The 20,717-nt window shown below is 63.1% G+C and carries 24 protein-coding genes and 2 tRNA genes; 20 read left to right on the forward strand and 6 right to left on the reverse strand.

Annotated elements, in window-relative coordinates; all coding sequences use genetic code 11:
- From ACZ52D_RS09175 to hisD, 4 genes are all read left to right on the forward strand, one after another.
- Positions 1-162 (forward strand): hypothetical protein, encoded by a 162-nt coding sequence (locus ACZ52D_RS09175; protein ID WP_417475514.1) that lies wholly within the window; start codon positions 1-3, stop codon positions 160-162.
- Entirely contained in the window at positions 162-1,430 is a 1,269-nt protein-coding gene (gene murA, locus ACZ52D_RS09180) for a UDP-N-acetylglucosamine 1-carboxyvinyltransferase (protein ID WP_222456490.1), read from the forward strand. The genes ACZ52D_RS09175 and murA overlap by 1 nt, the downstream gene beginning before the upstream one ends.
- Complete coding sequence (locus ACZ52D_RS09185) at positions 1,430-1,906, forward strand: DUF2948 family protein (protein ID WP_222456489.1); 477 nt, start codon at positions 1,430-1,432, stop codon at positions 1,904-1,906. The genes murA and ACZ52D_RS09185 overlap by 1 nt, the downstream gene beginning before the upstream one ends.
- A gap of 109 nt (positions 1,907-2,015) precedes the next feature.
- Positions 2,016-3,326, forward strand: coding sequence for a histidinol dehydrogenase (gene hisD / locus ACZ52D_RS09190; RefSeq protein ID WP_464441119.1), 1,311 nt, complete (start codon positions 2,016-2,018; stop codon positions 3,324-3,326).
- Positions 3,327-3,366: 40 nt separating this feature from the next.
- On the opposite strand, the gene ACZ52D_RS09195 is transcribed toward hisD, so the two are convergent.
- Positions 3,367-4,125: an SDR family oxidoreductase gene (locus ACZ52D_RS09195; RefSeq protein ID WP_464441120.1), complete on the reverse strand. Its 759-nt coding sequence runs from the start codon at positions 4,123-4,125 to the stop codon at positions 3,367-3,369.
- 125 nt (positions 4,126-4,250) lie between these two features.
- On the opposite strand from ACZ52D_RS09195, the gene ACZ52D_RS09200 reads away from it, so the two are divergent.
- The 11 genes from ACZ52D_RS09200 (at position 4,251) to ACZ52D_RS09250 (ending at position 9,801) form a co-directional block, all read left to right on the forward strand.
- A complete protein-coding gene (locus ACZ52D_RS09200) occupies positions 4,251-4,730 on the forward strand; it encodes a UPF0262 family protein (RefSeq protein WP_222456486.1) in 480 nt (159 codons plus the stop codon).
- Positions 4,731-4,733: 3 nt separating this feature from the next.
- Entirely contained in the window at positions 4,734-5,192 is a 459-nt protein-coding gene (locus ACZ52D_RS09205; RefSeq protein ID WP_222456485.1) for an arsenate-mycothiol transferase ArsC, read from the forward strand.
- A complete protein-coding gene (locus tag ACZ52D_RS09210) occupies positions 5,189-5,599 on the forward strand; it encodes a ketosteroid isomerase-related protein (RefSeq protein ID WP_464441121.1) in 411 nt (136 codons plus the stop codon). The genes ACZ52D_RS09205 and ACZ52D_RS09210 overlap by 4 nt, the downstream gene beginning before the upstream one ends.
- Entirely contained in the window at positions 5,599-6,186 is a 588-nt protein-coding gene (locus ACZ52D_RS09215; protein ID WP_464441122.1) for a GNAT family N-acetyltransferase, read from the forward strand. The genes ACZ52D_RS09210 and ACZ52D_RS09215 overlap by 1 nt, the downstream gene beginning before the upstream one ends.
- 76 nt (positions 6,187-6,262) lie before the next feature.
- Positions 6,263-7,141: a carbon-nitrogen hydrolase family protein gene (locus ACZ52D_RS09220; RefSeq protein WP_464441123.1), complete on the forward strand. Its 879-nt coding sequence runs from the start codon at positions 6,263-6,265 to the stop codon at positions 7,139-7,141.
- Positions 7,142-7,224: 83 nt separating this feature from the next.
- Complete coding sequence (gene infA, locus ACZ52D_RS09225; protein ID WP_005620785.1) at positions 7,225-7,443, forward strand: translation initiation factor IF-1; 219 nt, start codon at positions 7,225-7,227, stop codon at positions 7,441-7,443.
- Positions 7,444-7,633: 190 nt separating this feature from the next.
- A complete protein-coding gene (locus tag ACZ52D_RS09230; RefSeq protein WP_464441124.1) occupies positions 7,634-8,215 on the forward strand; it encodes a Maf family protein in 582 nt (193 codons plus the stop codon).
- Positions 8,212-9,234 carry a ribonuclease E/G gene (locus ACZ52D_RS09235; RefSeq protein ID WP_417475521.1) on the forward strand — a complete coding sequence of 341 codons (1,023 nt, stop codon included), beginning with the start codon at positions 8,212-8,214 and terminating at the stop codon, positions 9,232-9,234. Before ACZ52D_RS09230 ends, ACZ52D_RS09235 begins: the two co-directional genes overlap by 4 nt.
- Positions 9,231-9,434 (forward strand): DNA gyrase inhibitor YacG, encoded by a 204-nt coding sequence (locus ACZ52D_RS09240; RefSeq protein ID WP_222456479.1) that lies wholly within the window; start codon positions 9,231-9,233, stop codon positions 9,432-9,434. Before ACZ52D_RS09235 ends, ACZ52D_RS09240 begins: the two co-directional genes overlap by 4 nt.
- Before the next feature lie 81 nt (positions 9,435-9,515).
- Positions 9,516-9,590 (forward strand) — tRNA-Phe (locus ACZ52D_RS09245).
- Between the two features lie 61 nt (positions 9,591-9,651).
- Complete coding sequence (locus ACZ52D_RS09250; RefSeq protein ID WP_464441125.1) at positions 9,652-9,801, forward strand: DUF6538 domain-containing protein; 150 nt, start codon at positions 9,652-9,654, stop codon at positions 9,799-9,801.
- Between the two features lie 789 nt (positions 9,802-10,590).
- On the opposite strand, the gene ACZ52D_RS09255 is transcribed toward ACZ52D_RS09250, so the two are convergent.
- The 3 genes from ACZ52D_RS09255 to paaZ all read right to left on the reverse strand — a co-directional run bounded on the left by ACZ52D_RS09255 (position 10,591) and on the right by paaZ (position 13,712).
- Positions 10,591-10,667 (reverse strand) — tRNA-Met (locus tag ACZ52D_RS09255).
- Between the two features lie 158 nt (positions 10,668-10,825).
- Complete coding sequence (locus ACZ52D_RS09260) at positions 10,826-11,626, reverse strand: PaaX family transcriptional regulator C-terminal domain-containing protein (RefSeq protein WP_464441126.1); 801 nt, start codon at positions 11,624-11,626, stop codon at positions 10,826-10,828.
- A gap of 55 nt (positions 11,627-11,681) precedes the next feature.
- Positions 11,682-13,712, reverse strand: a complete 2,031-nt coding sequence (gene paaZ, locus ACZ52D_RS09265; protein ID WP_464441127.1) for a phenylacetic acid degradation bifunctional protein PaaZ — start codon at positions 13,710-13,712, stop codon at positions 11,682-11,684.
- 127 nt (positions 13,713-13,839) lie between these two features.
- Between paaZ and paaG the strand changes: the two genes are divergently transcribed.
- Genes paaG through ACZ52D_RS09285 form a run of 4 tightly spaced genes read left to right on the forward strand, consistent with a single transcriptional unit; the run spans position 13,840 to position 16,994 of the window.
- Complete coding sequence (gene paaG, locus ACZ52D_RS09270; protein ID WP_464441128.1) at positions 13,840-14,625, forward strand: 2-(1,2-epoxy-1,2-dihydrophenyl)acetyl-CoA isomerase PaaG; 786 nt, start codon at positions 13,840-13,842, stop codon at positions 14,623-14,625.
- Positions 14,626-14,627: 2 nt separating this feature from the next.
- Entirely contained in the window at positions 14,628-15,053 is a 426-nt protein-coding gene (gene paaI / locus ACZ52D_RS09275) for a hydroxyphenylacetyl-CoA thioesterase PaaI (protein WP_464441129.1), read from the forward strand.
- 15 nt (positions 15,054-15,068) lie between these two features.
- On the forward strand, positions 15,069-16,379 hold the full coding sequence (paaK, locus tag ACZ52D_RS09280; protein WP_464441130.1) for a phenylacetate--CoA ligase PaaK: 1,311 nt from the start codon (positions 15,069-15,071) through the stop codon (positions 16,377-16,379).
- Between the two features lie 18 nt (positions 16,380-16,397).
- Positions 16,398-16,994 carry a TetR/AcrR family transcriptional regulator gene (locus ACZ52D_RS09285; RefSeq protein ID WP_464441131.1) on the forward strand — a complete coding sequence of 199 codons (597 nt, stop codon included), beginning with the start codon at positions 16,398-16,400 and terminating at the stop codon, positions 16,992-16,994.
- Positions 16,995-17,055: 61 nt separating this feature from the next.
- On the opposite strand, the gene ACZ52D_RS09290 is transcribed toward ACZ52D_RS09285, so the two are convergent.
- On the reverse strand, positions 17,056-18,471 hold the full coding sequence (locus ACZ52D_RS09290; RefSeq protein WP_464441132.1) for a methyl-accepting chemotaxis protein: 1,416 nt from the start codon (positions 18,469-18,471) through the stop codon (positions 17,056-17,058).
- 295 nt (positions 18,472-18,766) lie between these two features.
- The gene (gene trpS / locus ACZ52D_RS09295) at positions 18,767-19,795 is read right to left on the reverse strand and encodes a tryptophan--tRNA ligase (protein ID WP_222456409.1); all 1,029 of its coding nucleotides are present in this window, start codon (positions 19,793-19,795) and stop codon (positions 18,767-18,769) included.
- Positions 19,796-19,887: 92 nt separating this feature from the next.
- Between trpS and ACZ52D_RS09300 the strand changes: the two genes are divergently transcribed.
- The gene (locus ACZ52D_RS09300; protein WP_464441133.1) at positions 19,888-20,574 is read left to right on the forward strand and encodes a rhomboid family intramembrane serine protease; all 687 of its coding nucleotides are present in this window, start codon (positions 19,888-19,890) and stop codon (positions 20,572-20,574) included.
- Positions 20,575-20,717 lie beyond the last annotated feature (143 nt).

The following is a 20,717-nucleotide window of genomic DNA, read 5'->3' on the forward strand; positions in this document are numbered from 1 at the left end:
ATGGCAGAGAAGAAAACACCCAAAAACGCTGGCTCCGCAGCCTCTCGCGAAGACCGGCTGAAGGCCGCGCTGAAGGCAAATATGGCACGACGAAAGGCACAGGCCAAAGCGCGGGCGGTGCAGCAGGACCCCAAAACAGGCAAAGACGGAGAACAGGGCTGATGGATTCGATTCTGGTAACAGGCGGCGGACCGCTGAACGGACAAATTCCGATCGCGGGCGCCAAGAATGCCTGTCTCACGCTGATGCCTGCAACCTTGCTGAGCGAGGAGCCGCTGACGTTGACCAACGCGCCGCGGCTGAGCGACATCAAGACGATGACGCTGCTGCTGCAGTCCCTGGGCGCCGAAGTGTCCAGTCTGCAGGACGGTCAGGTGCTGGCGATGTCGAGCCACGACCTGACCAGTCACGTCGCGGATTATGACATTGTGCGCAAAATGCGGGCGTCGAACCTGGTTCTGGGACCGATGCTGGCGCGGCTGGGACAGGCCGTGGTTTCGCTGCCGGGCGGCTGCGCCATCGGGGCCCGGCCAATGGACCTGCATATTCATGGTCTGGAGGCGCTGGGCGCCGAGATCGAACTGAAGGATGGTTATCTGCATGCCAAGGCGCCCAAAGGTCTGAAGGGCGCAGTGATCGAGCTGAGCTTCGCTTCGGTCGGGGCGACCGAAAACATCATGATGGCCGCGACTTTGGCCAAGGGCACAACCGTCATCAAGAATGCCGCGCGTGAACCCGAGATCGTCGATCTGGCCGACTGCCTGCGCAAGATGGGCGCCCAGATCGAGGGTGACGGCAGCCCGGACATCACCATCCAGGGCGTGGACCGGTTGCACGGCGCGACTCATCAGGTGGTGACGGACCGGATCGAACTCGGCACCTATATGCTGGCTCCGGCAATCTGCGGCGGCGAGGTGGAGCTGCTTGGCGGGCGCATCGATCTCGTCGGTGCGTTCTGCGAAAAACTCGACGCGGCGGGCATTCAGGTCACCGAAACCGACAAGGGGCTGAAGGTGAGCCGCCGCAATGGCCGGGTCAAGGCCGTGGACGTGGTGACGGAGCCCTTCCCAGGATTCCCCACTGACCTGCAGGCGCAGATGATGGCCCTGATGTGCACCGCCGAAGGCACGTCGGTGCTGGAGGAAAAAATCTTCGAGAACCGCTTCATGCATGCGCCGGAGCTGACCCGGATGGGGGCACGTATTGATGTGCACGGAGGCCATGCCACTGTCACCGGGGTAGAGCGGTTGAAGGGGGCGCCGGTCATGGCGACTGACCTGCGCGCCTCTGTTTCGCTGATTCTCGCCGGTCTTGCGGCCGAGGGCGAAACGGTCGTCAGCCGGGTCTATCACCTTGATCGGGGATACGAACATGTGGTGCGCAAACTCTCCGGTGTCGGCGCGCGCATCGAACGGGTCCGGGATCAGTGATGCAGGACGCAAGCTTTGAGGATGGTCGTGAAGTTCCCTTGAACCTCGGTGCATGGGACGCCGAGGATCTGAAGATCCTGTCGTCACTGGCCCAGGATGCGGTCTTTCCCATCACCGAGATGCGGTGGCGCAAGGCAAAGCGGCAGTTCGTATTGCTGGTGAACAGGTTCCGCTGGGAGGATCGCGAGGCGGCGGAGCGCCGGGGACGCGATTATGAGCGGGTTCAGTCGCTGATCGTGGTGGACAATGTTCTGGCGGTTGCCTCGCAAGGGGTAGACCGCAGTGACCGCGAACTGGTGCTGTCGCTCCTGTCGATTTCCTTTGAGCCCGCAGAGGATGGTGCAGGTCACGTGCTGCTGACGCTGGCCGGAGACGGTGCCATCCGCCTGTCTGTCGAGGCGCTTGAGGTTACTTTGCGAGATGTAACGCGCCCCTACCGGGCCCCGTCCGGTCAGGCACCTGATCACGGCACCTGAACCGGTTGCTTAATCCCGCCCCTGATGCCGCGGCAAAGCAACCTGCCGGGTGGCATATTTCTTGAGGCTGCCGGGTGATGCCGCTATGCGGGGCACAAAGGAGATCCCGATGCCGCAGTTTCTGAACACCGCTGATTCCGATTTCGAACAGGCCTTTGCCGCGCTTCTGGGGGCCAAGCGCGAGGACAGCCCGGATGTGGACGCCGTCGTTGCCGAAATCATCAAGGATGTCCGTACGCGGGGTGATGCCGCGCTTCTGGAGCTGACGGCGAAGTTCGATCGGATGCAGCTCAAGGCTGACCAGCTGCGCATATCCGAGGCCGAGGTGGACGCGGCCGTGGCGTCGGTGTCGGCCGAAGATCGCGCGGCGCTGGAGTTGGCCGCCGAGCGTATTCGCGCCTACCATGCACGGCAGATGCCGGAAGACGCGCAATGGACCGATGAGGCGGGGGCGACATTGGGCTGGCGCTGGTCGGCGGTCGCGGCGGCCGGGCTCTATGTGCCGGGCGGCCTGGCGTCTTATCCATCATCGGTTCTGATGAACGCAATTCCGGCCAAGGTGGCCGGGGTGTTGCGGCTGGCGATCACCGTACCGACGCCCGACGGGCTGATTAATCCGCTGGTACTGCTGGCGGCCCGCCTCTCCGGGGTGGATGAGATCTACCGCGTCGGCGGCGCACAGGCGGTGGCGGCGCTGGCCTATGGCACCGAAACCATTGCACCCGTGGACAAGATCACCGGCCCCGGCAACGCCTTTGTCGCCGCTGCCAAGCGGCGGGTCTTTGGCAAGGTTGGCATCGACATGATTGCCGGCCCCTCGGAGATCCTCGTGATCGCGGACAAGGACAACAACCCCGACTGGATCGCGCTCGACCTGATGAGCCAGGCCGAACACGACGAAAGCGCGCAGTCGATCCTGATCACCGATGATGCGGGATTCGGTCGTGCGGTGGCGGATGCTGTGGACAAGCGTCTCGAAACCCTGGAACGACGCGAGATCGCACGCGCATCCTGGCGTGACTTCGGCGCAGTGATTGTCGTGCGCGATCTGGACGAGGCGGCGGATCTGTCCAACCGCATCGCGCCGGAGCATCTGGAACTCTGCGTCGCCGACCCGCAGGGTTTGAGCGAGAAGACCGTTCATGCGGGGGCAATCTTCCTGGGGCAGTATACGCCGGAAGCGATTGGCGACTATGTCGGTGGGCCGAATCACGTGCTGCCGACGGCGCGTTCCGCGCGGTTCTCTTCGGGCCTGTCGGTAATGGATTTCCTGAAGCGCACAACGTTGAGCCAGATGACCCCGGACGCGCTGCGTGCCATCGGCCCGGCCGCCGCAGCGCTCGCCGCCAGTGAAAGCCTGGAGGCCCATGGGCTGTCGGTTACCGCGCGTCTGGATGCGCTCAATACGCAGAAAGGCTGAGGCGGATCGCCGCGGCAGCCTGCGCCTACAGTCGTGACCCTCAGTAGTGGGCGGTATAGCCACCGTCCACCGCCAGCACCTGCCCTGTCACATAGGAGGCGGCGGGGGACGCCAGGAACAGGATCGCCGGTGCCAGCTCTTCCGGCTCACCCCAGCGGCCGAGCGACGTTACCGTCTTCAGTCTGTCCGAAACCTCAGGATCAGCGGCGGCCGCCATGTTGGGCGCGGTTTTGAAGAAACCGGGCGCCACCGCATTGACCGTTATGCCGCTTGGCCCCAGCTCTGCCGCCAAGGCGCGTGTCATGCCGTTTATCCCGGCCTTGGCGGTGGTATAGGCCGCATCGCCTGCCTGCGCGATCAGACCGGCAATGGACGAGATGTTGATGATGCGCCCGTATCCGCGCGGTGCCATCTGCGCAGCCGCCAGCTGGCACAGGCGGAAGGGGGACAGCAGGTCCACGTCCCAGAGGGATTGCAGGTCCTCGCGGGTGAATTCCGGCAGGCTGCGGCGGTCACGCTGGCCGACGTTGTTGACCAGAATGTCGATACCGCCCTTGGTCTCAAGCTCGGCAAAGGCGGCGCAGGCGGCGGCTTCGTCGGCGATGTCCAGCACCAAGGGATGGGCGGTGCCCGGGAAATCCTCCATGGCCTTGGCGACGCGTGTGGCGCTACGCCCATTGATCCAGACCTCGGCTCCGGCTTGGGCAAGAAGGCGCGCTGCTGCCAGCCCCAGCCCGTCGGTAGAGCCGGTCACAAGCGCCCGCTGACCTTTCAGCGGCAGAGGATCCAGTCCAGTCATGCAAGCCTCTCCTTTGTTTCAGGCTGTGCGCAGTTGGTTGGGCTGTCAAGCACTGCCGCATTGCTACGCAGGCGGTCGTACGCTAGTCAGGTTGGGACGCCGTCGCGCATATAGAGATCAAAGCCATGAGCCGTATCAGTCACATCGAACTCGATGACCGCAACCTGCCGCCCCCGACCCCCGAGATCGATCAGGAGCGCAAGGTGGCGATCTATGATCTGATCGAGCAGAACAGCTTTGCGCTGCCCGGTCGCGAAGAACGTGGCATGCCCGATGGCCCCTACCATCTGGGCCTGGCCATCCGCGACAAGCGGCTGGTCTTTGACGTCAATACCGAGGCGGGCGAGAAGGCTGCCGAATTCCATCTGTCGCTGTCGCCGTTCCGGCAGGTGGTCAAGGATTACTACCAGATCTGCGAAAGCTATTTCACCGCGGTGAAGACCCTGCCGCCCAGCCAGATAGAGACGATCGACATGGCGCGTCGTGGCATCCACAACGAGGGCAGCCGCGTGTTGCAGGAACGCTTGGCGGGTAAAGCCGAGGTGGATACCGACACGGCGCGCCGCCTGTTCACCCTGATATGCGTTCTGCATTTCGGAGGCTGATGCGTGGAGGAGCTGCCACAGTCCATCCTGTTCTGTTGCGACCACAACTCGGTCCGCTCTCCGATGGCGGAGGGCATCATGAAGAAGTTTTACGGCACCGGCACATACGTACAGTCGGCTGGCGTGAAGAACGACATGGAAATTGATGGTTTCTGTATCGCCGTCTGCCAGGAGATGAACGTCGAACTTTCGCGCCACCGTTCGCGGTCTTTCGACGAGATGGAGCGCTGGGGCGACGACCTCTCCTCCTTCGACCTGGTGGTCGCGCTGTCGCCGGCCAGCCAGCGGCGGGCGCTGGAACTGACCCGTTTTTTTCACCTCGATGTCGAATATTGGCCAATTATGGACCCAACCGGACTGGGCGAGACGCGCGAAGCCAAGCTAGACAGTTATCGGCAAACACGGGACCAGATCATCCAGCACTTGAAAAGTCGCTGGGGCGAACCGACGGAGAGACTATGACAGAGACCATCGCGCGCTATTTCGACGCCTTCAATTCCGGCGATACCGCAGCCATGCTGGACTGCCTGGACGACGATATTGCCCATCACGTCAACGAGGGTAAGATCCGTCTGGGTAAGGAAAAATTCGCTGAATTCTGCGCCCATATGAGCCGCTGCTACAAGGAAGAGCTGACCGATATGGTGATCTTTTCCAGCCCCTGCGGCACCCGCGCGGCGGCGGAGTTCATCGTTAACGGTACCTACCTGGTGACCGACGAAGGCCTGCCGGAGGCCGAAGGCCAGACCTACCGCCTGCCCGGTGGGTCGTTTTTCGAGCTGAAGGACGGCAAGATCTCTCGCGTCACCACCTACTACAACCTTGCAGACTGGATTGCGCAAGTCTCCGGCAAGGGGGCTGCAGCCTGATGAGCTTGCGGATCGAGGCGTTGACCGGCGCGGCATTGGATGCCGCGCTGGAGGATGTCGCCCGCTTGCGCATCACGGTGTTCCGAGATTGGCCATACCTCTACGATGGCAATCTGGAATATGAGCGCAGCTATCTGCAAAGCTATCGAGACAGCGACAAGGCTGTCATCGTGGGGGCCTTTGACGGAGACACCCTGGTTGGGGTGGCAACCGGGACGCCGCTCAGCGACCATGCCGATGATTTTGCAGCCGCCTTCCGCGGGAGCGGCATTGATCTGGCGACGGTGTTCTACTGCGCCGAATCGGTGCTGCTGCCGGACTACCGCGGCCGCGGCGTGGGGCACGCATTCTTCGACCTTCGCGAGTCCCATGCGCGCAAACTGGGCTATTTGAAATCGGCCTTTTGCGCCGTGCAGCGCCCGGCGGATCATCCCTTGCGCCCCGCAGATTACAGGCCGCTGGATGCCTTCTGGCGCAAGCGCGGCTATGCTCCGCTGGAAAATGTCGCCGCACGTTTCTCCTGGAAGGACGTGGACCAGCCCACCGAGAGCTCAAAATCTCTGCAGTTCTGGATTCGGGACCTATAGTACCAGCCGGTTGGCTTGCGCTGGTCCCAGTCGCAGCGCCATGCTGCGGCTCATGACGGCAACAGGAGACACTTGGATGAAAATCGCCACTTCTGCCTATCCGCTCGACTGGCTCGACAGCTGGGCGCAATACGAGGACAAGCTGGCCTCATGGGTGGCCGAGGCCGCTGGCAACGGGGCGGAGCTGTTGCTGTTTCCCGAATACGGCGCGATGGAGCTGTCGACGCTCGCAGGGGCCGAAACGGCCGCTGACCTGCAGGGCTCGATCCGCGCGGTTTCGGAACGGATGGAGGACGCCGCGGCGCTGCACCTCAAGCTGGCGGCCGAACACGGCGTGCATATTCTGGGCGCATCGGCGCCGGTGCTGGACGATGCCGGAAAGGTCGTGAACCGGGCGGAATTCTATACGCCGACGGGCGGGCGTGACCACCAGGACAAGCAAATCATGACCCGATTCGAGCGGGAGGACTGGGGTGTCGCTGGTGGCGGTCCGTTGAAGGTCTTTGAAACCGCGCTGGGCAAGATCGGCGTGCTGATCTGTTATGATAGCGAATTCCCTCTACTGGGACGGGCTTTGGCCGAAGTGGATGTGATTCTCGTGCCCTCCTGCACCGAGGCACTTGCGGGCTACTGGCGGGTGCGATTGGGGGCGATGTCACGGGCGCTGGAGTGCCAGTGCGTCACCGCGATGGCCTCTGTTGTGGGGACCAACACCTGGTCTGAAGCGGTGGATGTGAACACCGGCATGGGTGGCATTTTCGGCCCGCCCGACAATGGCTTCCCCGGCACCGGTGTTATTGCCGAGGGCACCATGGACCAGCCCGGCTGGACCTATGGTGAGGCCGATCTGGCCGCCATCGCCCAGATTCGGGCCGATGGCGGGGTTCTCAACCGCTTGCATTGGGACGAGCAGTTGCCACGCATCAAATCGGTCACAAAAGCGCTGTTATGCTGATTGAGGCCTTGAAATGCGGGGAAAATGCGCTCATTTAAGCGCACATCCCGCGTTCTGCGGGGTAACGCAACGATGGAGACAACATGGCCAAGGAAGATACGCTCGAATTTCCCGGTGTCGTGAAGGAACTCCTGCCTAATGCGACGTTTCGGGTCGAGCTGGAAAACGGCCATGAAATCATCGCACATACGGCAGGCAAGATGCGCAAGAACCGCATCCGTGTTCTGGCTGGCGACCGGGTCCAGGTGGAAATGACCCCCTATGACCTGACCAAGGGTCGGATCAACTATCGCTTCAAGTAAGCGTTCGATCTGCCAAAAGATGCAAAGCCCGGCCTCCTGCCGGGCTTTTGTTATTTTCGGTGGTTGTTTCGCTGCGATCTCCCGTCTCGGCTTTCGTCAGCGAGGGGTGGAGGGGCGAAAGAGCGAGCCACTCTTTAAAGCGGACGGCATTCACCTTAAGACAGGCGTAAATCGGCAAAGGGGCGACGGAATGGCATTTATCCTGGGATCGGGCAGTCCGCGGCGGCTGCAACTTCTGGCACAGCTGGGGGTTCATCCCGATGCGGTCTCACCGCCTGACATCGATGAAACCCCGCTGGATGGGGAATTGCCGCGGGCCTATTGTGCCCGCGTGACCCGGGAAAAGACCCGCGCAGTCGCGGCCGGTGCGGATGATGTCGTGCTCTGTGCCGATACGACTGTGGCCCTTGGGCGCCGCATCCTGGGCAAGCCGCGCGATGCGGGGGAGGCCGCCGAGTTTCTGCTGGCCTTGTCCGGCCGCCGCCACCGGGTCATCACGGCCGTAGCCGTTCGCCGGGGGGACCGGGTCTGGGCCAAGGACGTGGTCAGCCAGGTCAAGATGAAGCGCCTGTCAGACGACGAACTGAATGCCTATCTTGCCACTGGGGACTGGGAAGGCAAAGCGGGTGGCTATGCCATTCAGGGGCCCGCGGGGGCCTTCATCCCATGGATCAGCGGATCGTTCACCGGGATCGTGGGCTTGCCGCTGTCAGAAACCGCCAATCTTTTGCGCGCCGCTGGGCTGCCGCTGTATCAGGAGACTGCCGCATGAAGGGCCGTACCATTATCCTCGACCACATCCAGGACCGCGAAGCCGCGGCGCTGATGGTGGATGGCAAGCTGGAAGACTTCCTGGTCGAAAGCGACGCGCCCGCGCCCGGAACCATCTACCGCGCCCGCGCCGACCGGCCGGTCAAGGGGCAGGGCGGCATGTTCCTGACCACCCCGGACGGCCCGGCCTTTCTGCGCCAGGTCAAGGGCCTGTCGCCGGGGCAGATGATCCTGGTGCAGGTCACCGGCTATGCCGAGCCGGGCAAGGCCATCCCGGTGACGCAGAAGCTGCTGTTCAAAAGCCGCTATGCCATCGTGACGCCGGAGGCGCCGGGGCTGAACATCTCGCGCAGCATCCGCGACGAGGACGAGCGCGACCGCCTGCTGGAAGTCGCCCATGAGGAAATGGCCGAATCCGCCTACGGGCTGATCCTGCGGTCCGCCTGCGCCGGTGCGCCCAGCGAGGAGATCGCGGAGGACATTGCCGCCATGCTCTCGATGGCCACGCAAGTGATGGAGGATACCGGCGCCGAGACCGAGGTCCTGACCGAAGGGGATGGCCCGCATCTTCTTGCCTGGCGCGACTGGGTGGAGCCCGCCGACGTCGAGCGCGCGCCCGGAGGGTTCGAGCGGCTGGGCGTACTGGACGCGCTGGAGACCGCGCGCAGCATTCGCGAGCCATTGCCGGGCGGCGCGTTCCTGTTCATCGAGCCGACCCGCGCATTGGTGGCGGTAGATGTGAACACGGGATCGGATACCTCGATGGCGGCGGGGCTGAAGGCGAACATGTCCGCTGCCAAGGCGTTGCCGCGGGCCTTGCGCGTTCGGGGGCTGGGCGGTCAGATCGTGCTGGATCTGGCTCCCATGCCCAAGAAGGACCGTCGCAGCTTTGAGACGGCATTGCGCGCGGCCCTGCGTGCCGATCCGGAGGAAACCGTCCTGGTCGGCTGGACCAACCTTGGTCACTACGAGCTGCAGCGCAAGCGCGGCCGTATTGCATTGTCGGAGGTGCTGAAATGAGTTGCCCGATCTGCGGCGGCAAGACGGAGAAAGCCTACCGCCCGTTCTGTTCGCTTCGTTGCGCCGATATTGACCTAGGGAAATGGCTGAACGGGTCCTACGCGGTGCCGAGCCAAGATCCCGAAGATGTTGAAAAGGCTCTGGAAGAGGCTGATCGCCTCGGTGAGGTGCAAGAAAAATCCCCTGGAACGCGGCATTAGTGATTTTCTTTGAAAAAGCCTCTGGACACCGCCGCGTGCAGAGCATAGAAGGCCCACACCCAAGGTGAACAGCCTTCCCGTGCCCGGGTAGCTCAGGGGTAGAGCAGTGGATTGAAAATCCTCGTGTCGGTGGTTCGATTCCGCCCCCGGGCACCATTTATTCAGCTAACACATTTGCTTTTCTCCAGCTTTTTGCACCTGCAAGGAGCCGTAGACCATGTCGGCTGCGTTCACCTTCGTGAAGGATGGCGGTTTCTATTTCAGCTGCCGCATCCCCAAAGACCTGAAGGGGCGCTGCACCTCACTTCGGATCGCCTACTCATTGAGAACGCGGTTTGCGCGCATCGCCGAAGCTCGGGCCAAATGAGCCGCTGATCGGTTGGGGAAATGTTGGTGTCACACCCGCTCAAGGGATGTGGAGCTGCCGGGAAGGCATATGCTGAGAATGCGAATAGAGTGGCGCGCTGTGTCCAGCAAAGAAGCTCCCGAGATCTCCTCTTCATCTGTACTTATGTCCGAATCTGTTGGCGTCTGCCAGCGCCTGAAAGGGGTGTAGGGCTAGAGGAATCCCATCGCGAAGCGGAGCGCTCTTTCAGTTATGTCATCGACACCTGCGGTGGCAAACACCTCGATGCCTTCGTCAAGGCCGATGTCAACAAGTGCGGGGGTTCGCTCATCGAACATGAATTGGCTGGCAGCAGTTTAGCACGCGTGTTCGGGACCGTTCACCTAGTCACAAAGTTTGTGGCCAGCGAGCTTGGTTAGCCCCTGACAAATCCTTTGAGGGGGGGGCTGCTACGATCGGGAGACCGACGTAAGTGATCGTGACCCAATCCCAGCGGATGAACTCAAGATGATTCAGGATCAGTGTCGCTAGCTGGCTGATGATGACCTCCTTGCAGATATGTTAAAGGGAGATCGGTCTATACCTGTGTAATGGAAAAGAACCTAGGGTTGCCTAGGGGGCTCTCCAGAAACCCGTCGCTCGCTGCGAGAGGTTTCTGTGGTCTTTCTTCTGATGAGAAAATCCGCTTATGGAGTTGGGCGGTGTTCAGCGGTCGATCAATCTTGCGACACTGCACCACCTCGAAAGGGCTTCCGCAGAATGGTGACCACCCCATCGGAAGACATTCGCCAAAGATATTGTTGGGAGGGGTGGTAGCGGAGGAGGGACTTGAACCCCCGACACGCGGATTATGATTCCGCTGCTCTAACCAACTGAGCTACTCCGCCGCTCGCTGTGTGGTGGCGATTTACGGAATGGCGGGGGGCGGGTCAAGCGGAAAAATCCGAAAAATCCAAAACTCGGTAGAGTTTTTTGCATTCATCGGCAGGAGCGGGAAAATACCACGTCAGGCGCAGGTGGTGTGCCCCGTCAGGGCGGCTGCGGATCAGCCCTCAGCGACGTCCAGGGCCGCCAGCGGCGGGCGCGGCAGCTGGTCCAGCAGCTCGAACACCAGGGCGCGGCAATGCTCGCCGACCCAGTCGGATGGATGAAAGTATGGGGGCAGGTCAGGGTGTCGCAGGACCACACGCCGCCAGCGGTGCACGATCAAGGTGCGCAGGGTGCCCAGCTGTTCTGGGTTGAGAGTGCCCGGGGGGGGCGGCACAAGGGATAGGTCGCCGTGCAGCGTGGCGCAGGCCTGCCGCAGGTGCTCAGGGTAGAGACGCGTCTTGAGCCACTGCGGGACGGCAATGGACTTGACCTCCACCGCCAGAACCCCCTCCAGATTGCGGGGCATCGGCCCGTGGCCCAACGCCGTGCTGCGGTTTACGGGCACGTAGTTCGGCAGCAGCAGCACCTCGTCGAGGCCGTCCGGGTTGGCGCCGTCCTCGCAGATCAGCAGGTGCCAGTCCTGCGGCGCCGAGGCGGTGCGCTCATAGATCCGCGGGGTGACCGCGGCGGATTGGTTGCGACCGTATTCGGTGAGGTAGTGGATCGAGGCGCGGCCGGAGCGGGCGCTTTCGATCCAGCCGTCCTTGCGCAGGCGGTGCAGGGCGACGCGGATGGCCTCGGGCTTGATTCCCATCGGCGTGATGATCCGGGTCAGGGCGCTGCCGCTGATCTGCGCGCCCTTGTCCTGGGCCAGATCCCCGAACAGCGAAACGATCACCGACCAGACCCGCTGATTCTGCGGGTCGTTCAGCTGCTGGACCGCGCTTTCGAACCAGATGTCATTGCTGTCGCTCATAAGTTTCAACATAGATCGCCCGGACGGGTTATACCAGTCCGGGCGGTTTGCGGCCTTAGTAGGCGTTCATGGTCAGCAGCTCATATTCCGCGGCAATGTCGCCGTCCTGATTGGTCAGCGTCACATGCCAGCGCACTTCGCCGTATTCGTCGTTGCGCGGGGTCTTTTTCTTGACGCTCAGGCGCACCTGGATGCTGTCACCGGCCGAGACCGGTTTCATGAAACGCAGGTTGTCCAGTCCGGTGTTGGCCAGCACCGGGCCTTCGTCCGGCTGCACGAACATGCCCGCGGCGAAGGACAGCAGCAGGTAGCCGTGCGCGACCCGGCCCGGGAAGAAGGGGTTCCGCTTGGCGGCCTCTTCGTCCATGTGGGCATAGAAGGTGTCGCCGGTGAAATGGGCGAAGGTCTCGATGTCCTCCAGCGTGACGGTGCGCGGCGCGGTGTGCAGGGTTTCACCGATCGCCAGCTCGCCGAACCTGCGGGTGAAGGGGTGCGCCGGGCCTTTGATCTCGGTGCCGCCGGGGACCCATTTCTCACCGATGGCCGACAGGATGTCGGGCGAGCCCTGGATCGCGGTGCGCTGCATGTAGTGTTTGACACCGCGCACGCCGCCCATCTCCTCGCCACCGCCGGCGCGGCCCGGGCCGCCATGCACCATGTGCGGCAGCGGAGAGCCGTGGCCTGTCGATTCCTTCATCGAGTCGCGGTTGTTGAAGTAGAGTCGCCCATGGTAGGCGCCCGCCCCAATGGCGACCTCGCGCGCGACGGCCGGATCATGGGTGATGACCGAGGCCACCAGCGAGCCCTGGCCGCGGTTGGCCAGATCGATGGCGTGATCCAGATCGCGGTAGCCCATGATGGTGGAGACGGGTCCGAAGGCCTCTGTGTCATGCACGCGCTGCGCCTTGTCGGGGTCGGCGCAGTGGAACAGCATCGGCGGAACAAAGGCGCCTTTGTCGGCGTCGGCACCGTCGACGGAGAAGTTGTCCGGGTCGCCAAAAACGCGTTCAGCCTCCTGGCCGATGATCGCGGCCTTCTCCAGCACGTCGCGTTTCTGGCTGTTTGAGACCAGCGCGCCCATGCGGGTCGTTTCCAGGCGCGGGTCGCCGATTTGGGTTTTCGCAAGCCGCGCCGACAGCGCTTCGATCACCGCATCCACCTGGGCTTGCGGTGCGATGATGCGGCGGATGGCGGTGCACTTCTGGCCCGCCTTGGTGGTCATCTCGCGCTGCACTTCCTTCACGAACAGCTCGAACTCCGGCGTACCGGGCTGGGCGTCGGGGCCGAGGATCGAGGCGTTGAGGCTGTCCTGTTCGGCCACGAACCGCACCGAGTTCTCCAGGATCACAGGGTTTGCGCGCAGCTTCAGCGCGGTGTCGGCGGAGCCGGTGAAGCTGACCACGTCCTGCATGGTCAGATGGTCCAGCATGTCGCCCAGGCCGCCGGAGACCAGCTGTAGCGCGCCTTCGGGGAGGATGCCGCTGTCGAGCATCAGCTTCACTGCCAGCTCGGTTACGTAGCAGCTGTTGGTGGCCGGTTTCACGATGGCGGGAACACCGGCGAGCAGGGTGGGGGCAAGCTTCTCCAGCATGCCCCAGACCGGGAAGTTGAAGGCGTTGATATGCACCGCGACGCCGTGCAGCGGGGTGCAGATGTGCTGGCCCAGGAAAGTGCCGTTGCGGGAGAGCTGCTCGACATCGCCATCAAGATAGACATGCGCATCCGGCATCTCGCGGCGACCCTTGGAGGCGAAGACGAACATGGTGCCGATACCGCCGTCGATGTCGATCATGTGGTCGGACTGGGTGGCGCCGGTGTTGAACGACAGATCGTAAAGCGCCTGCTTGTGCTGGTTCAGGTGGCCTGCCAGCGCCTTCAGCATCCGGGCGCGGTCGTGGAAGGTCAGCTTGCGCAAGGCGGGGCCGCCCACGGTGCGGGCGTAGTCGAGCATTCCTTGCACGTCGAGCGCGTCATTGCCTGCGCTGGCGATCACCTCGCCGGTGATGGCGCTGGCGATGTTGCGGGCACCCGCGCCCGGTGCGACCCATTGACCCGCCGCAAAGCTGGAAATCTCAAGAAGGCTCATGATGCTGTCCTTTTCGTCAGGCCGACACAGGGTCGGCTGTCTGGAAACCGATGCTGAGATATATTGACCGTCCGGTCGGTTTATGCAAGGAATTTGTCAAAGGCACCGCTGACAAGGTGAGGGAGCGATGAGCGATACGATTCTGGTGGAGGATCACGGCACCTGGGTGGAGATCACCCTGAACCGTCCGGACCGGCTGAACAGTTTCAATGAGGAGATGCACAACACGTTGCGCGCAGCACTTGAGGCGGCGCGGGACGGCGGAGCCCGTGCGGTGCTGCTGACCGGTGCCGGGCGCGGCTTTTGCGCGGGCCAGGATCTGGGCGACCGCGACCCGCGCAAGATGGACGGGCCGCCGGACCTCGGCAAGACCGTGCGCAGCTTCTACGCGCCGCTGGTGCGGCTGATCCGCTCGCTGGATTTCCCGGTGATCTGCGCCGTCAACGGCGTGGCGGCGGGGGCCGGGGCCAATCTGGCACTGGCCTGCGACATGGTGCTGGCGGCGGAAAGCGCCAAGTTCATCCAGTCGTTCTCCAAGGTCGGCCTGATCCCCGACACTGGCGGCAGCTGGCATCTGCCCCGGCTGCTGGGCGAGGCCCGCGCCAAGGGGCTGGCGCTGACGGCCGAGCCGTTGCCTGCGAAGAAGGCCGAGGACTGGGGCCTGATCTGGAAGGCGCTGCCGGACGGCGAACTGATGGCCGAGGCCCGTGCCATGGCCGAGAAATTCGCAAATGGCCCGACGCTGGGTCTGGGTCTGACCAAGCAGTGCATTCAGGCGGCTGCGGTCAACACGTTGTCCGATCAGCTGGAACTGGAAGCGGATGCAATGAAGACCTGCGGCGAAAGCGCCGATTACGCCGAGGGCGTGGCCAGCTTCCTGGAAAAGCGCGCCCCTGAGTTCAAGGGCAGATGACCATGACCCCGAAAGAACGCGCCGAGAAGTCCGCCGCCGCCATGTGGGCGGATGACCATGCCTCCAAATGGGCGGGCATGGAGATCACCCATGTGGATGAGGCCGAAGCCACGCTGGAGCTGACGGTGGCGCAGCACCATTGCAACGGCCACGGCATCTGCCACGGCGGCGTGACCTTCATGCTGGCCGACAGCGCCTTTGCCTTTGCCTGCAACAGCCGCAATCAGGCAACGGTGGCGCAGCACAACGTGATCAGCTTCACCGCGCCCGGGCGGCTGGGCGACCGGCTGATCGCCACCGCGCGCGAGGTTTCGCTGACCGGGCGCAGCGGCATTTATGACGTGACAGTGACCAATCAGGACGGCCAGCAGATCGCGGAGTTCCGGGGCTTTTCCCGCGCGATCAAAGGCCAGTTGTTCGACGAATAAGGTGTGGAGGACGCCATGGAAGATCTGAGCCCCAAGAAAGGTGAACTGGACCCGATTGAGATTGCCTCGATCGACGAGATTCGTGCACTTCAGCTGCAGCGTCTGCAGTGGTCGCTGCGCCACGCCTATGACAACGTGCCGATGTACAAGCAGCGCTTCGATGACGCTGGCGTGCACCCAAACGATCTGCAGCAGCTGTCGGACCTGGCCAAGTTCCCCTTCACCTACAAGAACGACCTGCGGGACAACTACCCGTTCGGCCTGTTCGCGGTCCCGCGCGAGCAGATCCTCCGCCTGCATGCCTCCTCTGGCACCACGGGCAAGCCGACGGTGGTGGGCTACACCGCGAATGACATCTCGAACTGGGCCGACCTGGTGGCGCGCTCCCTGCGCGCGGCCGGTCTGCGCAAGGGCGACATGGTGCACAACGCCTATGGCTACGGGCTGTTCACCGGCGGTCTGGGCGCGCATTACGGGATCGAGCGTCTGGGTGCGACCGTGGTGCCGATGTCGGGCGGGCAGACCGAAAAACAGGTCGGGCTGATCACCGATTTCCGGCCCGACGGGATCATGGTGACCCCGTCCTACATGCTGAATATCCTCGAGCAGTTCCACAAGGCTGGACTGGACCCGCAAGACAGCTCGCTGAAGGTCGGCATCTTTGGCGCCGAGCCCTGGACCGACGCGATGCGCCGCGAGGTCGAGGAGGCGTTCGACATGCATGCGGTCGACATCTATGGCCTCTCCGAAATCATGGGGCCGGGTGTCGCCAACGAATGCGTCGAGACCAAGGACGGCCCGGTGATCTGGGAGGATCACTTCCTGCCCGAGATCATCGACCCCGAAACTGGTGAGGTGCTGCCGGACGGGGAGCTGGGCGAGCTGGTCTTCACCACGCTGACCAAGGAAGGCCTGCCGATGGTGCGCTACCGCACCCGGGACCTGACCCGGCTGCTGCCCGGCACCGCACGCAGCATGCGGCGGATGGAAAAGATCACCGGCCGCAGCGACGACATGATCATCCTGCGCGGCGTCAATGTCTTCCCCAGCCAGGTCGAGGAACAGCTGCTGGCCACCGGCGGCCTGGCACCCTATTACCAGATCGAACTGTACAAATCGGGTCGTATGGATGCGATGCGGGTGCATGTCGAGGCAACCCCGGATGCTGCTGACGAGCTGAGCCGCACAGCGGCGGCGCGGATGCTGACCAAGCGCATCAAGGACATGATCGGCGTGTCCAGCGAGGTCATCGTCGGCGATCCCGGATCGGTCGAGCGCAGCCAGGGCAAGGCCAAGCGCGTGATCGACAACCGCAACCCGACCTGAACAAAAGAGAGGTGAGCCTTGGCCCGCACGATCGCAAAAGACCATGACCAAAAACGCGCCCAGATCCTGAAATCCGCCGCCAAGGTGTTTGCGGTTTCAGGCTATGACCGCGCGTCGATGACCCAGCTGGCGCGAGAGTGCGGGATTTCCAAGGCCAACATCTACCACTACTACGACAGCAAGGAAGCGGTGCTGTTCGCGGTGCTGGACACCTATCTGCGGGATCTGCGGGACCGGGTCTGCACGATTGATCTGGATGGCTGCGGTCCCGAAGACCGCCTACGTCGCATCATCAACGAGATCCTGCTGGCCTACCAGGGCGCCGACCATGAGCACCAGGTGCAGATCGGTGCGATGGGAGCTCTGGCAGAGGAACAGCAGGAACATCTGCGCAGCTATCAACGCGAGTTGGTGCAATTTGTCAGCCAGGCCATCATGGCGGTTGCTCCCGATGCCTTTGACGGGGATGCGGCGCGGCTGCGGGGGACCACGATGTCGGTCTTTGGCATGCTCAACTGGTATTACATGTGGAATTCCGGCGCAGGTGCGGCCGCAAGGTCCCAGTATGCCGAGCTGGCAGCCGACCTCATCCTCAAGGGTATCAAGGGGCTGTAAGGTCGATGGTCGCAGCGCCGGATGGCGGCTGCGACCCCTTCCCCTTACTCCTCGCCTGCGCCTAGAAATCCTGCCAGCCGCCGGTGCCCGTCATGCGCGTCGGTTGTGGGGCAGCGGGCTTTTCAACTTCAACGGGGCGTATCTGCACGTGCGCCGTTGATCCCGCGTCTGCCGTGGTCCGGAAGCTGGCGACTTGCTCAGCCAATGCGCGGGCATCGTTGGCCAGACGCTGGCTGGCCGCGGTGGATTCCTCCACCATCGCGGCGTTATGCTGGGTCACGCCATCCAGTTCCCCCATACCACTGTTGATCTCTTCCAGGGTGACGGACTGTTCCTCGGCGCCGCGGGCGATATCAACGATGTGGTCGGAAATGGTCGAGACGCTCTCGACGATGGCCTTCAGCTCGTCGCCGGTGCGGCCAACAAGTTTTACGCCGTCCGCGACCTGTGCCGAGCTTTCGGTAATCAACTGCTTGATTTCACCGGCCGCGTCGGATGAGCGCTGGGCCAGCGCACGGACTTCCGATGCGACGACCGCGAAACCGCGCCCCGCCTCGCCGGCGCGCGCTGCTTCGACCCCGGCGTTCAGGGCGAGAAGGTTGGTTTGAAACGCAATGTCGTCAATGACGGAAATAATGGTGGAGATCTTGCCGGCGGAGGTTTCGATCTGATCCATGGCCCGAATTGCATCGGAAACCACCTGGCTGCTGGTTTCGGCTGTCTTGCGCGCACGGGTCACGATGGTCGCCACCTCCTTGGCGCCGTCGGCGGCGGCCTTGACCGTTGCCGTCAGCTCTTCCATCGCGGCGGCCGTCTGTTCCAGCGTTGCGGCCTGGGTTTCTGTCCGCTGGGAAAATTCGCCCGATGACTGGTTCAGCTCATCCGCCGTGGACGCCACGGTTGCGGCTACGGCTTTGACCGTGCCGACGGTTTCGTTCAGCTGCCGCAGCGCGGAATTGAAGGCCGCGCCCAACTCGGCAAGCTCGTCAACCTCCGACACGGGCACCTGGCAGCCCAGGTTTCCGGCGCTCAATTGGCGCAGCCCATCGGTGATGTCTTCGACCACCTGCTTGCGCTCTGCGGCGTCTGTGACATCGGTGGCATATTTCACAACCTTGCTGACGCTTCCGTCGGGCCCCAGGACCGGCGCATAGGTGGCCTGGATCCAGACCGTGCTGCGATCCTTGGCCACACGCTGAAACATGCCGGTAAAATGCTCACCCTCGGCCAGCCTTGACCAGAATTGCCCATATTCAGGCGAAGACGCATAACTCTTGGCGACAAACATGGAATGATGCTTGCCGGCAATTTCCTGCAGACTGTACCCCATGGTGCTGAGGAAATTGGAATTGGCCTGAAGGATAGTGCCGTCTGGTTTGAATTCGATGACCGCCTGAGTGCGATCGAGGGCATCCAGAACTGCCTTGGCCTCGTTCAGCTTCTGGGCCGTGCTCGGTGTCTTCCGTCGTAGGAACATTGGCGTTCTCCGCATGGGAAATTTGGTAACAAGGTAAAGTACAAACTGCGGCCACGCTGGACGGCCGATCTGGGTTAAGCATGCGGGGCAACCGTTTCCAGGTTGTTAAAAATAGAAATTCAATCAACCAAAGCGTGCTATTACCTTCGTGTGGTGATCGGTTTTGACGCAGCGCTCTGCCTGTTGCTTTGCGCGGGGAATAAATTTCCACCTTGTTTCAGGTGGCTGAATGAAAATACCCGCGCCTTTGATAGGCGCGGGTATTTATCTTTCGCTCCGAAAGTCGAGGCTGTTTTTAGATTTCGACGGGGGCAACCATGCCGACGATATCGTAAGTTTTGCGCAAAATCGGTGCGGTGATCGCGCGGGCGCGCTCTGCGCCCCGTGCCAGGATCCGGTCGATTTCGTCTTGCTCGTTCATCAGGCGGGCCATTTCCGTCGAGATCGGCGCCAGTTTTTCCACGGCTAGTTCCGCCAGCATCGGCTTGAATTCCGAGAACTGCTTTCCGCCCACCTCTGCCAGCACCTGGTCGACGCTTTGATCGCTCAGCGCGGCATAGATGTTGACCAGGTTGCGCGCCTCGGGGCGGTCCTCCAGCCCCTTGGCCTCTGAGGGCAGGGCATCGGGGTCGGTCTTGGCCTTGCGGATCTTCTTGGCCAGGGTGTCGGCATCATCGGTCATGTTGATGCGGCTGGCGTCGGAGGGATCCGATTTCGACATCTTCTTGGAGCCGTCGCGCAGGGACATCACGCGGGTCGCGGCGCCTTCGATCACCGGTTCGGTAATCGGGAAGAAATCGACGCCATAGTCGTGGTTGAACTTGGTGGCGATGTCGCGGGTCAGCTCCAGGTGCTGCTTCTGGTCCTCGCCCACCGGCACATGGGTGGCGTGGTAGACCAGGATGTCGGCCGCCATCAGCGACGGGTAGGCCAACAGCCCGAGGGAGGCGTTCTGGGCGTTCTTGCCTGCCTTGTCCTTGAACTGGGTCATGCGCTGCATCCAGCCCATGCGGGCGACGCAGTTGAAGACCCAGGCCAGCTGCGCGTGCTCGGGGACCTGGCTTTGATTGATCAGGATCGATTTTTCCGGATCAAGGCCCGCGGCGATGAAGCCCGCGCAAAGTTCGCGTGTGGACCGGCGCAGATCCGCGGGGTCCTGCCAGACGGTGATCGCGTGCAGGTCGACCATGCAATAGACGGTTTCCACGTCATTGGCCTGCCAGTCGACGAAACGTTTCAGCGCCCCCAGGTAATTGCCGAGGTGAAGGTTGCCCGAGGGTTGAATCCCCGAGAACACGCGCGGGGTGAAAGTGGTTTCGCTCATATGGGCGTAACTCCCGTCTGGAAATAGCAGCCCCGGTGGCTTACCCATGGGGCCAAGATACGTCAACAGGCGCGTCACGCGCAGGAGAGCAGATGAGCAGCCCGAACAATACCGCCCCCATCAACCCGCTGCCCGCCGCCGTGGTGGCACTGGTGATCGTGATCATGGGGGTTGAGGCGGTCTTCTCGCTCGGCGCGCGCGGCATCCTGGGCGGGCCCGAGGCGATTGGCTGGCGGCTTGAGGCGCTGAACGCCTATGCCTTCTCGCCCGAGATCTTCTGGTGGATGCAGGACAGCGGCCGTTGGCTGCCGGAGCATCTGCTGCGGTTCGTATCCTACGGCTTTGTGCATGGGGCCTTCACCCAGGCGCTGTTCGTCTGCGTCTTCGTGCTGGCGATGGGCAAGATGGTGGGAGAGGTCATGGGCGATCTGGCGATGGTGGTGATATTCCTGCTCTCCGGCGCCGGGGGCGCGCTGGGCTACGCGGTGCTGATCCCGGGCGGCGCCCCGCTGGTTGGCGGCTTCCCGGCGGTCTACGGGCTGATCGGGGCCTTCACCTTCCTGCTGTGGCGTTCGCTGGCGTCGGTCGGGGCCCAGCAGAGCCGGGCGTTCTCGCTGATCGCTTTCCTGATGGGGATCCAGCTGTTGTTCGGCTTGCTGTTCGGCGGTCAGAAGGACTGGGTTGCGGACCTGTCGGGCTTTGCCACCGGCTTTGGGCTGTCGTTCTTCCTCGCACCGGGCGGCTGGGCGCGGATCCGCGACCGCGTGCGCCGCGACTGAGGCCGCCGGAGCGCCGCGGCGGTGCTCCCGCCCGCTGTCAAAGCCCCTTGCGGGGCATTTCCAGCCGTTGGGCCGGGCCGCGCTGGCGCGCGGCAGAGGGGAAGATGCTGAGAGGCGCCTCAGGGGCAGGCCTGCCCTGAAGG

The sequence above is a fragment of the Leisingera sp. S2M4 genome, assembly GCF_055398055.1.

Coding starts and splice junctions, on each gene's coding strand:
- paaK (WP_464441130.1), top strand. CDS start 15,069: ATGGAAGATCTGAGCCCCAAGAAAGGTGAACTGGACCCGATTGAGATT.
- hisD (WP_464441119.1), top strand. CDS start 2,016: ATGCCGCAGTTTCTGAACACCGCTGATTCCGATTTCGAACAGGCCTTT.
- ACZ52D_RS09185 (WP_222456489.1), top strand. CDS start 1,430: ATGCAGGACGCAAGCTTTGAGGATGGTCGTGAAGTTCCCTTGAACCTC.
- ACZ52D_RS09195 (WP_464441120.1), bottom strand. CDS start 4,125: ATGACTGGACTGGATCCTCTGCCGCTGAAAGGTCAGCGGGCGCTTGTG.
- ACZ52D_RS09215 (WP_464441122.1), top strand. CDS start 5,599: ATGAGCTTGCGGATCGAGGCGTTGACCGGCGCGGCATTGGATGCCGCG.
- infA (WP_005620785.1), top strand. CDS start 7,225: ATGGCCAAGGAAGATACGCTCGAATTTCCCGGTGTCGTGAAGGAACTC.
- trpS (WP_222456409.1), bottom strand. CDS start 19,795: ATGAGCGAAACCACTTTCACCCCGCGCGTGTTCTCGGGGATTCAACCC.
- paaZ (WP_464441127.1), bottom strand. CDS start 13,712: ATGAGCCTTCTTGAGATTTCCAGCTTTGCGGCGGGTCAATGGGTCGCA.
- ACZ52D_RS09235 (WP_417475521.1), top strand. CDS start 8,212: ATGAAGGGCCGTACCATTATCCTCGACCACATCCAGGACCGCGAAGCC.
- ACZ52D_RS09300 (WP_464441133.1), top strand. CDS start 19,888: ATGAGCAGCCCGAACAATACCGCCCCCATCAACCCGCTGCCCGCCGCC.
- ACZ52D_RS09230 (WP_464441124.1), top strand. CDS start 7,634: ATGGCATTTATCCTGGGATCGGGCAGTCCGCGGCGGCTGCAACTTCTG.
- ACZ52D_RS09210 (WP_464441121.1), top strand. CDS start 5,189: ATGACAGAGACCATCGCGCGCTATTTCGACGCCTTCAATTCCGGCGAT.
- ACZ52D_RS09290 (WP_464441132.1), bottom strand. CDS start 18,471: ATGTTCCTACGACGGAAGACACCGAGCACGGCCCAGAAGCTGAACGAG.
- ACZ52D_RS09260 (WP_464441126.1), bottom strand. CDS start 11,626: ATGAGCGACAGCAATGACATCTGGTTCGAAAGCGCGGTCCAGCAGCTG.
- paaG (WP_464441128.1), top strand. CDS start 13,840: ATGAGCGATACGATTCTGGTGGAGGATCACGGCACCTGGGTGGAGATC.
- ACZ52D_RS09240 (WP_222456479.1), top strand. CDS start 9,231: ATGAGTTGCCCGATCTGCGGCGGCAAGACGGAGAAAGCCTACCGCCCG.
- ACZ52D_RS09200 (WP_222456486.1), top strand. CDS start 4,251: ATGAGCCGTATCAGTCACATCGAACTCGATGACCGCAACCTGCCGCCC.
- paaI (WP_464441129.1), top strand. CDS start 14,628: ATGACCCCGAAAGAACGCGCCGAGAAGTCCGCCGCCGCCATGTGGGCG.
- ACZ52D_RS09250 (WP_464441125.1), top strand. CDS start 9,652: ATGTCGGCTGCGTTCACCTTCGTGAAGGATGGCGGTTTCTATTTCAGC.
- murA (WP_222456490.1), top strand. CDS start 162: ATGGATTCGATTCTGGTAACAGGCGGCGGACCGCTGAACGGACAAATT.
- ACZ52D_RS09220 (WP_464441123.1), top strand. CDS start 6,263: ATGAAAATCGCCACTTCTGCCTATCCGCTCGACTGGCTCGACAGCTGG.
- ACZ52D_RS09175 (WP_417475514.1), top strand. CDS start 1: ATGGCAGAGAAGAAAACACCCAAAAACGCTGGCTCCGCAGCCTCTCGC.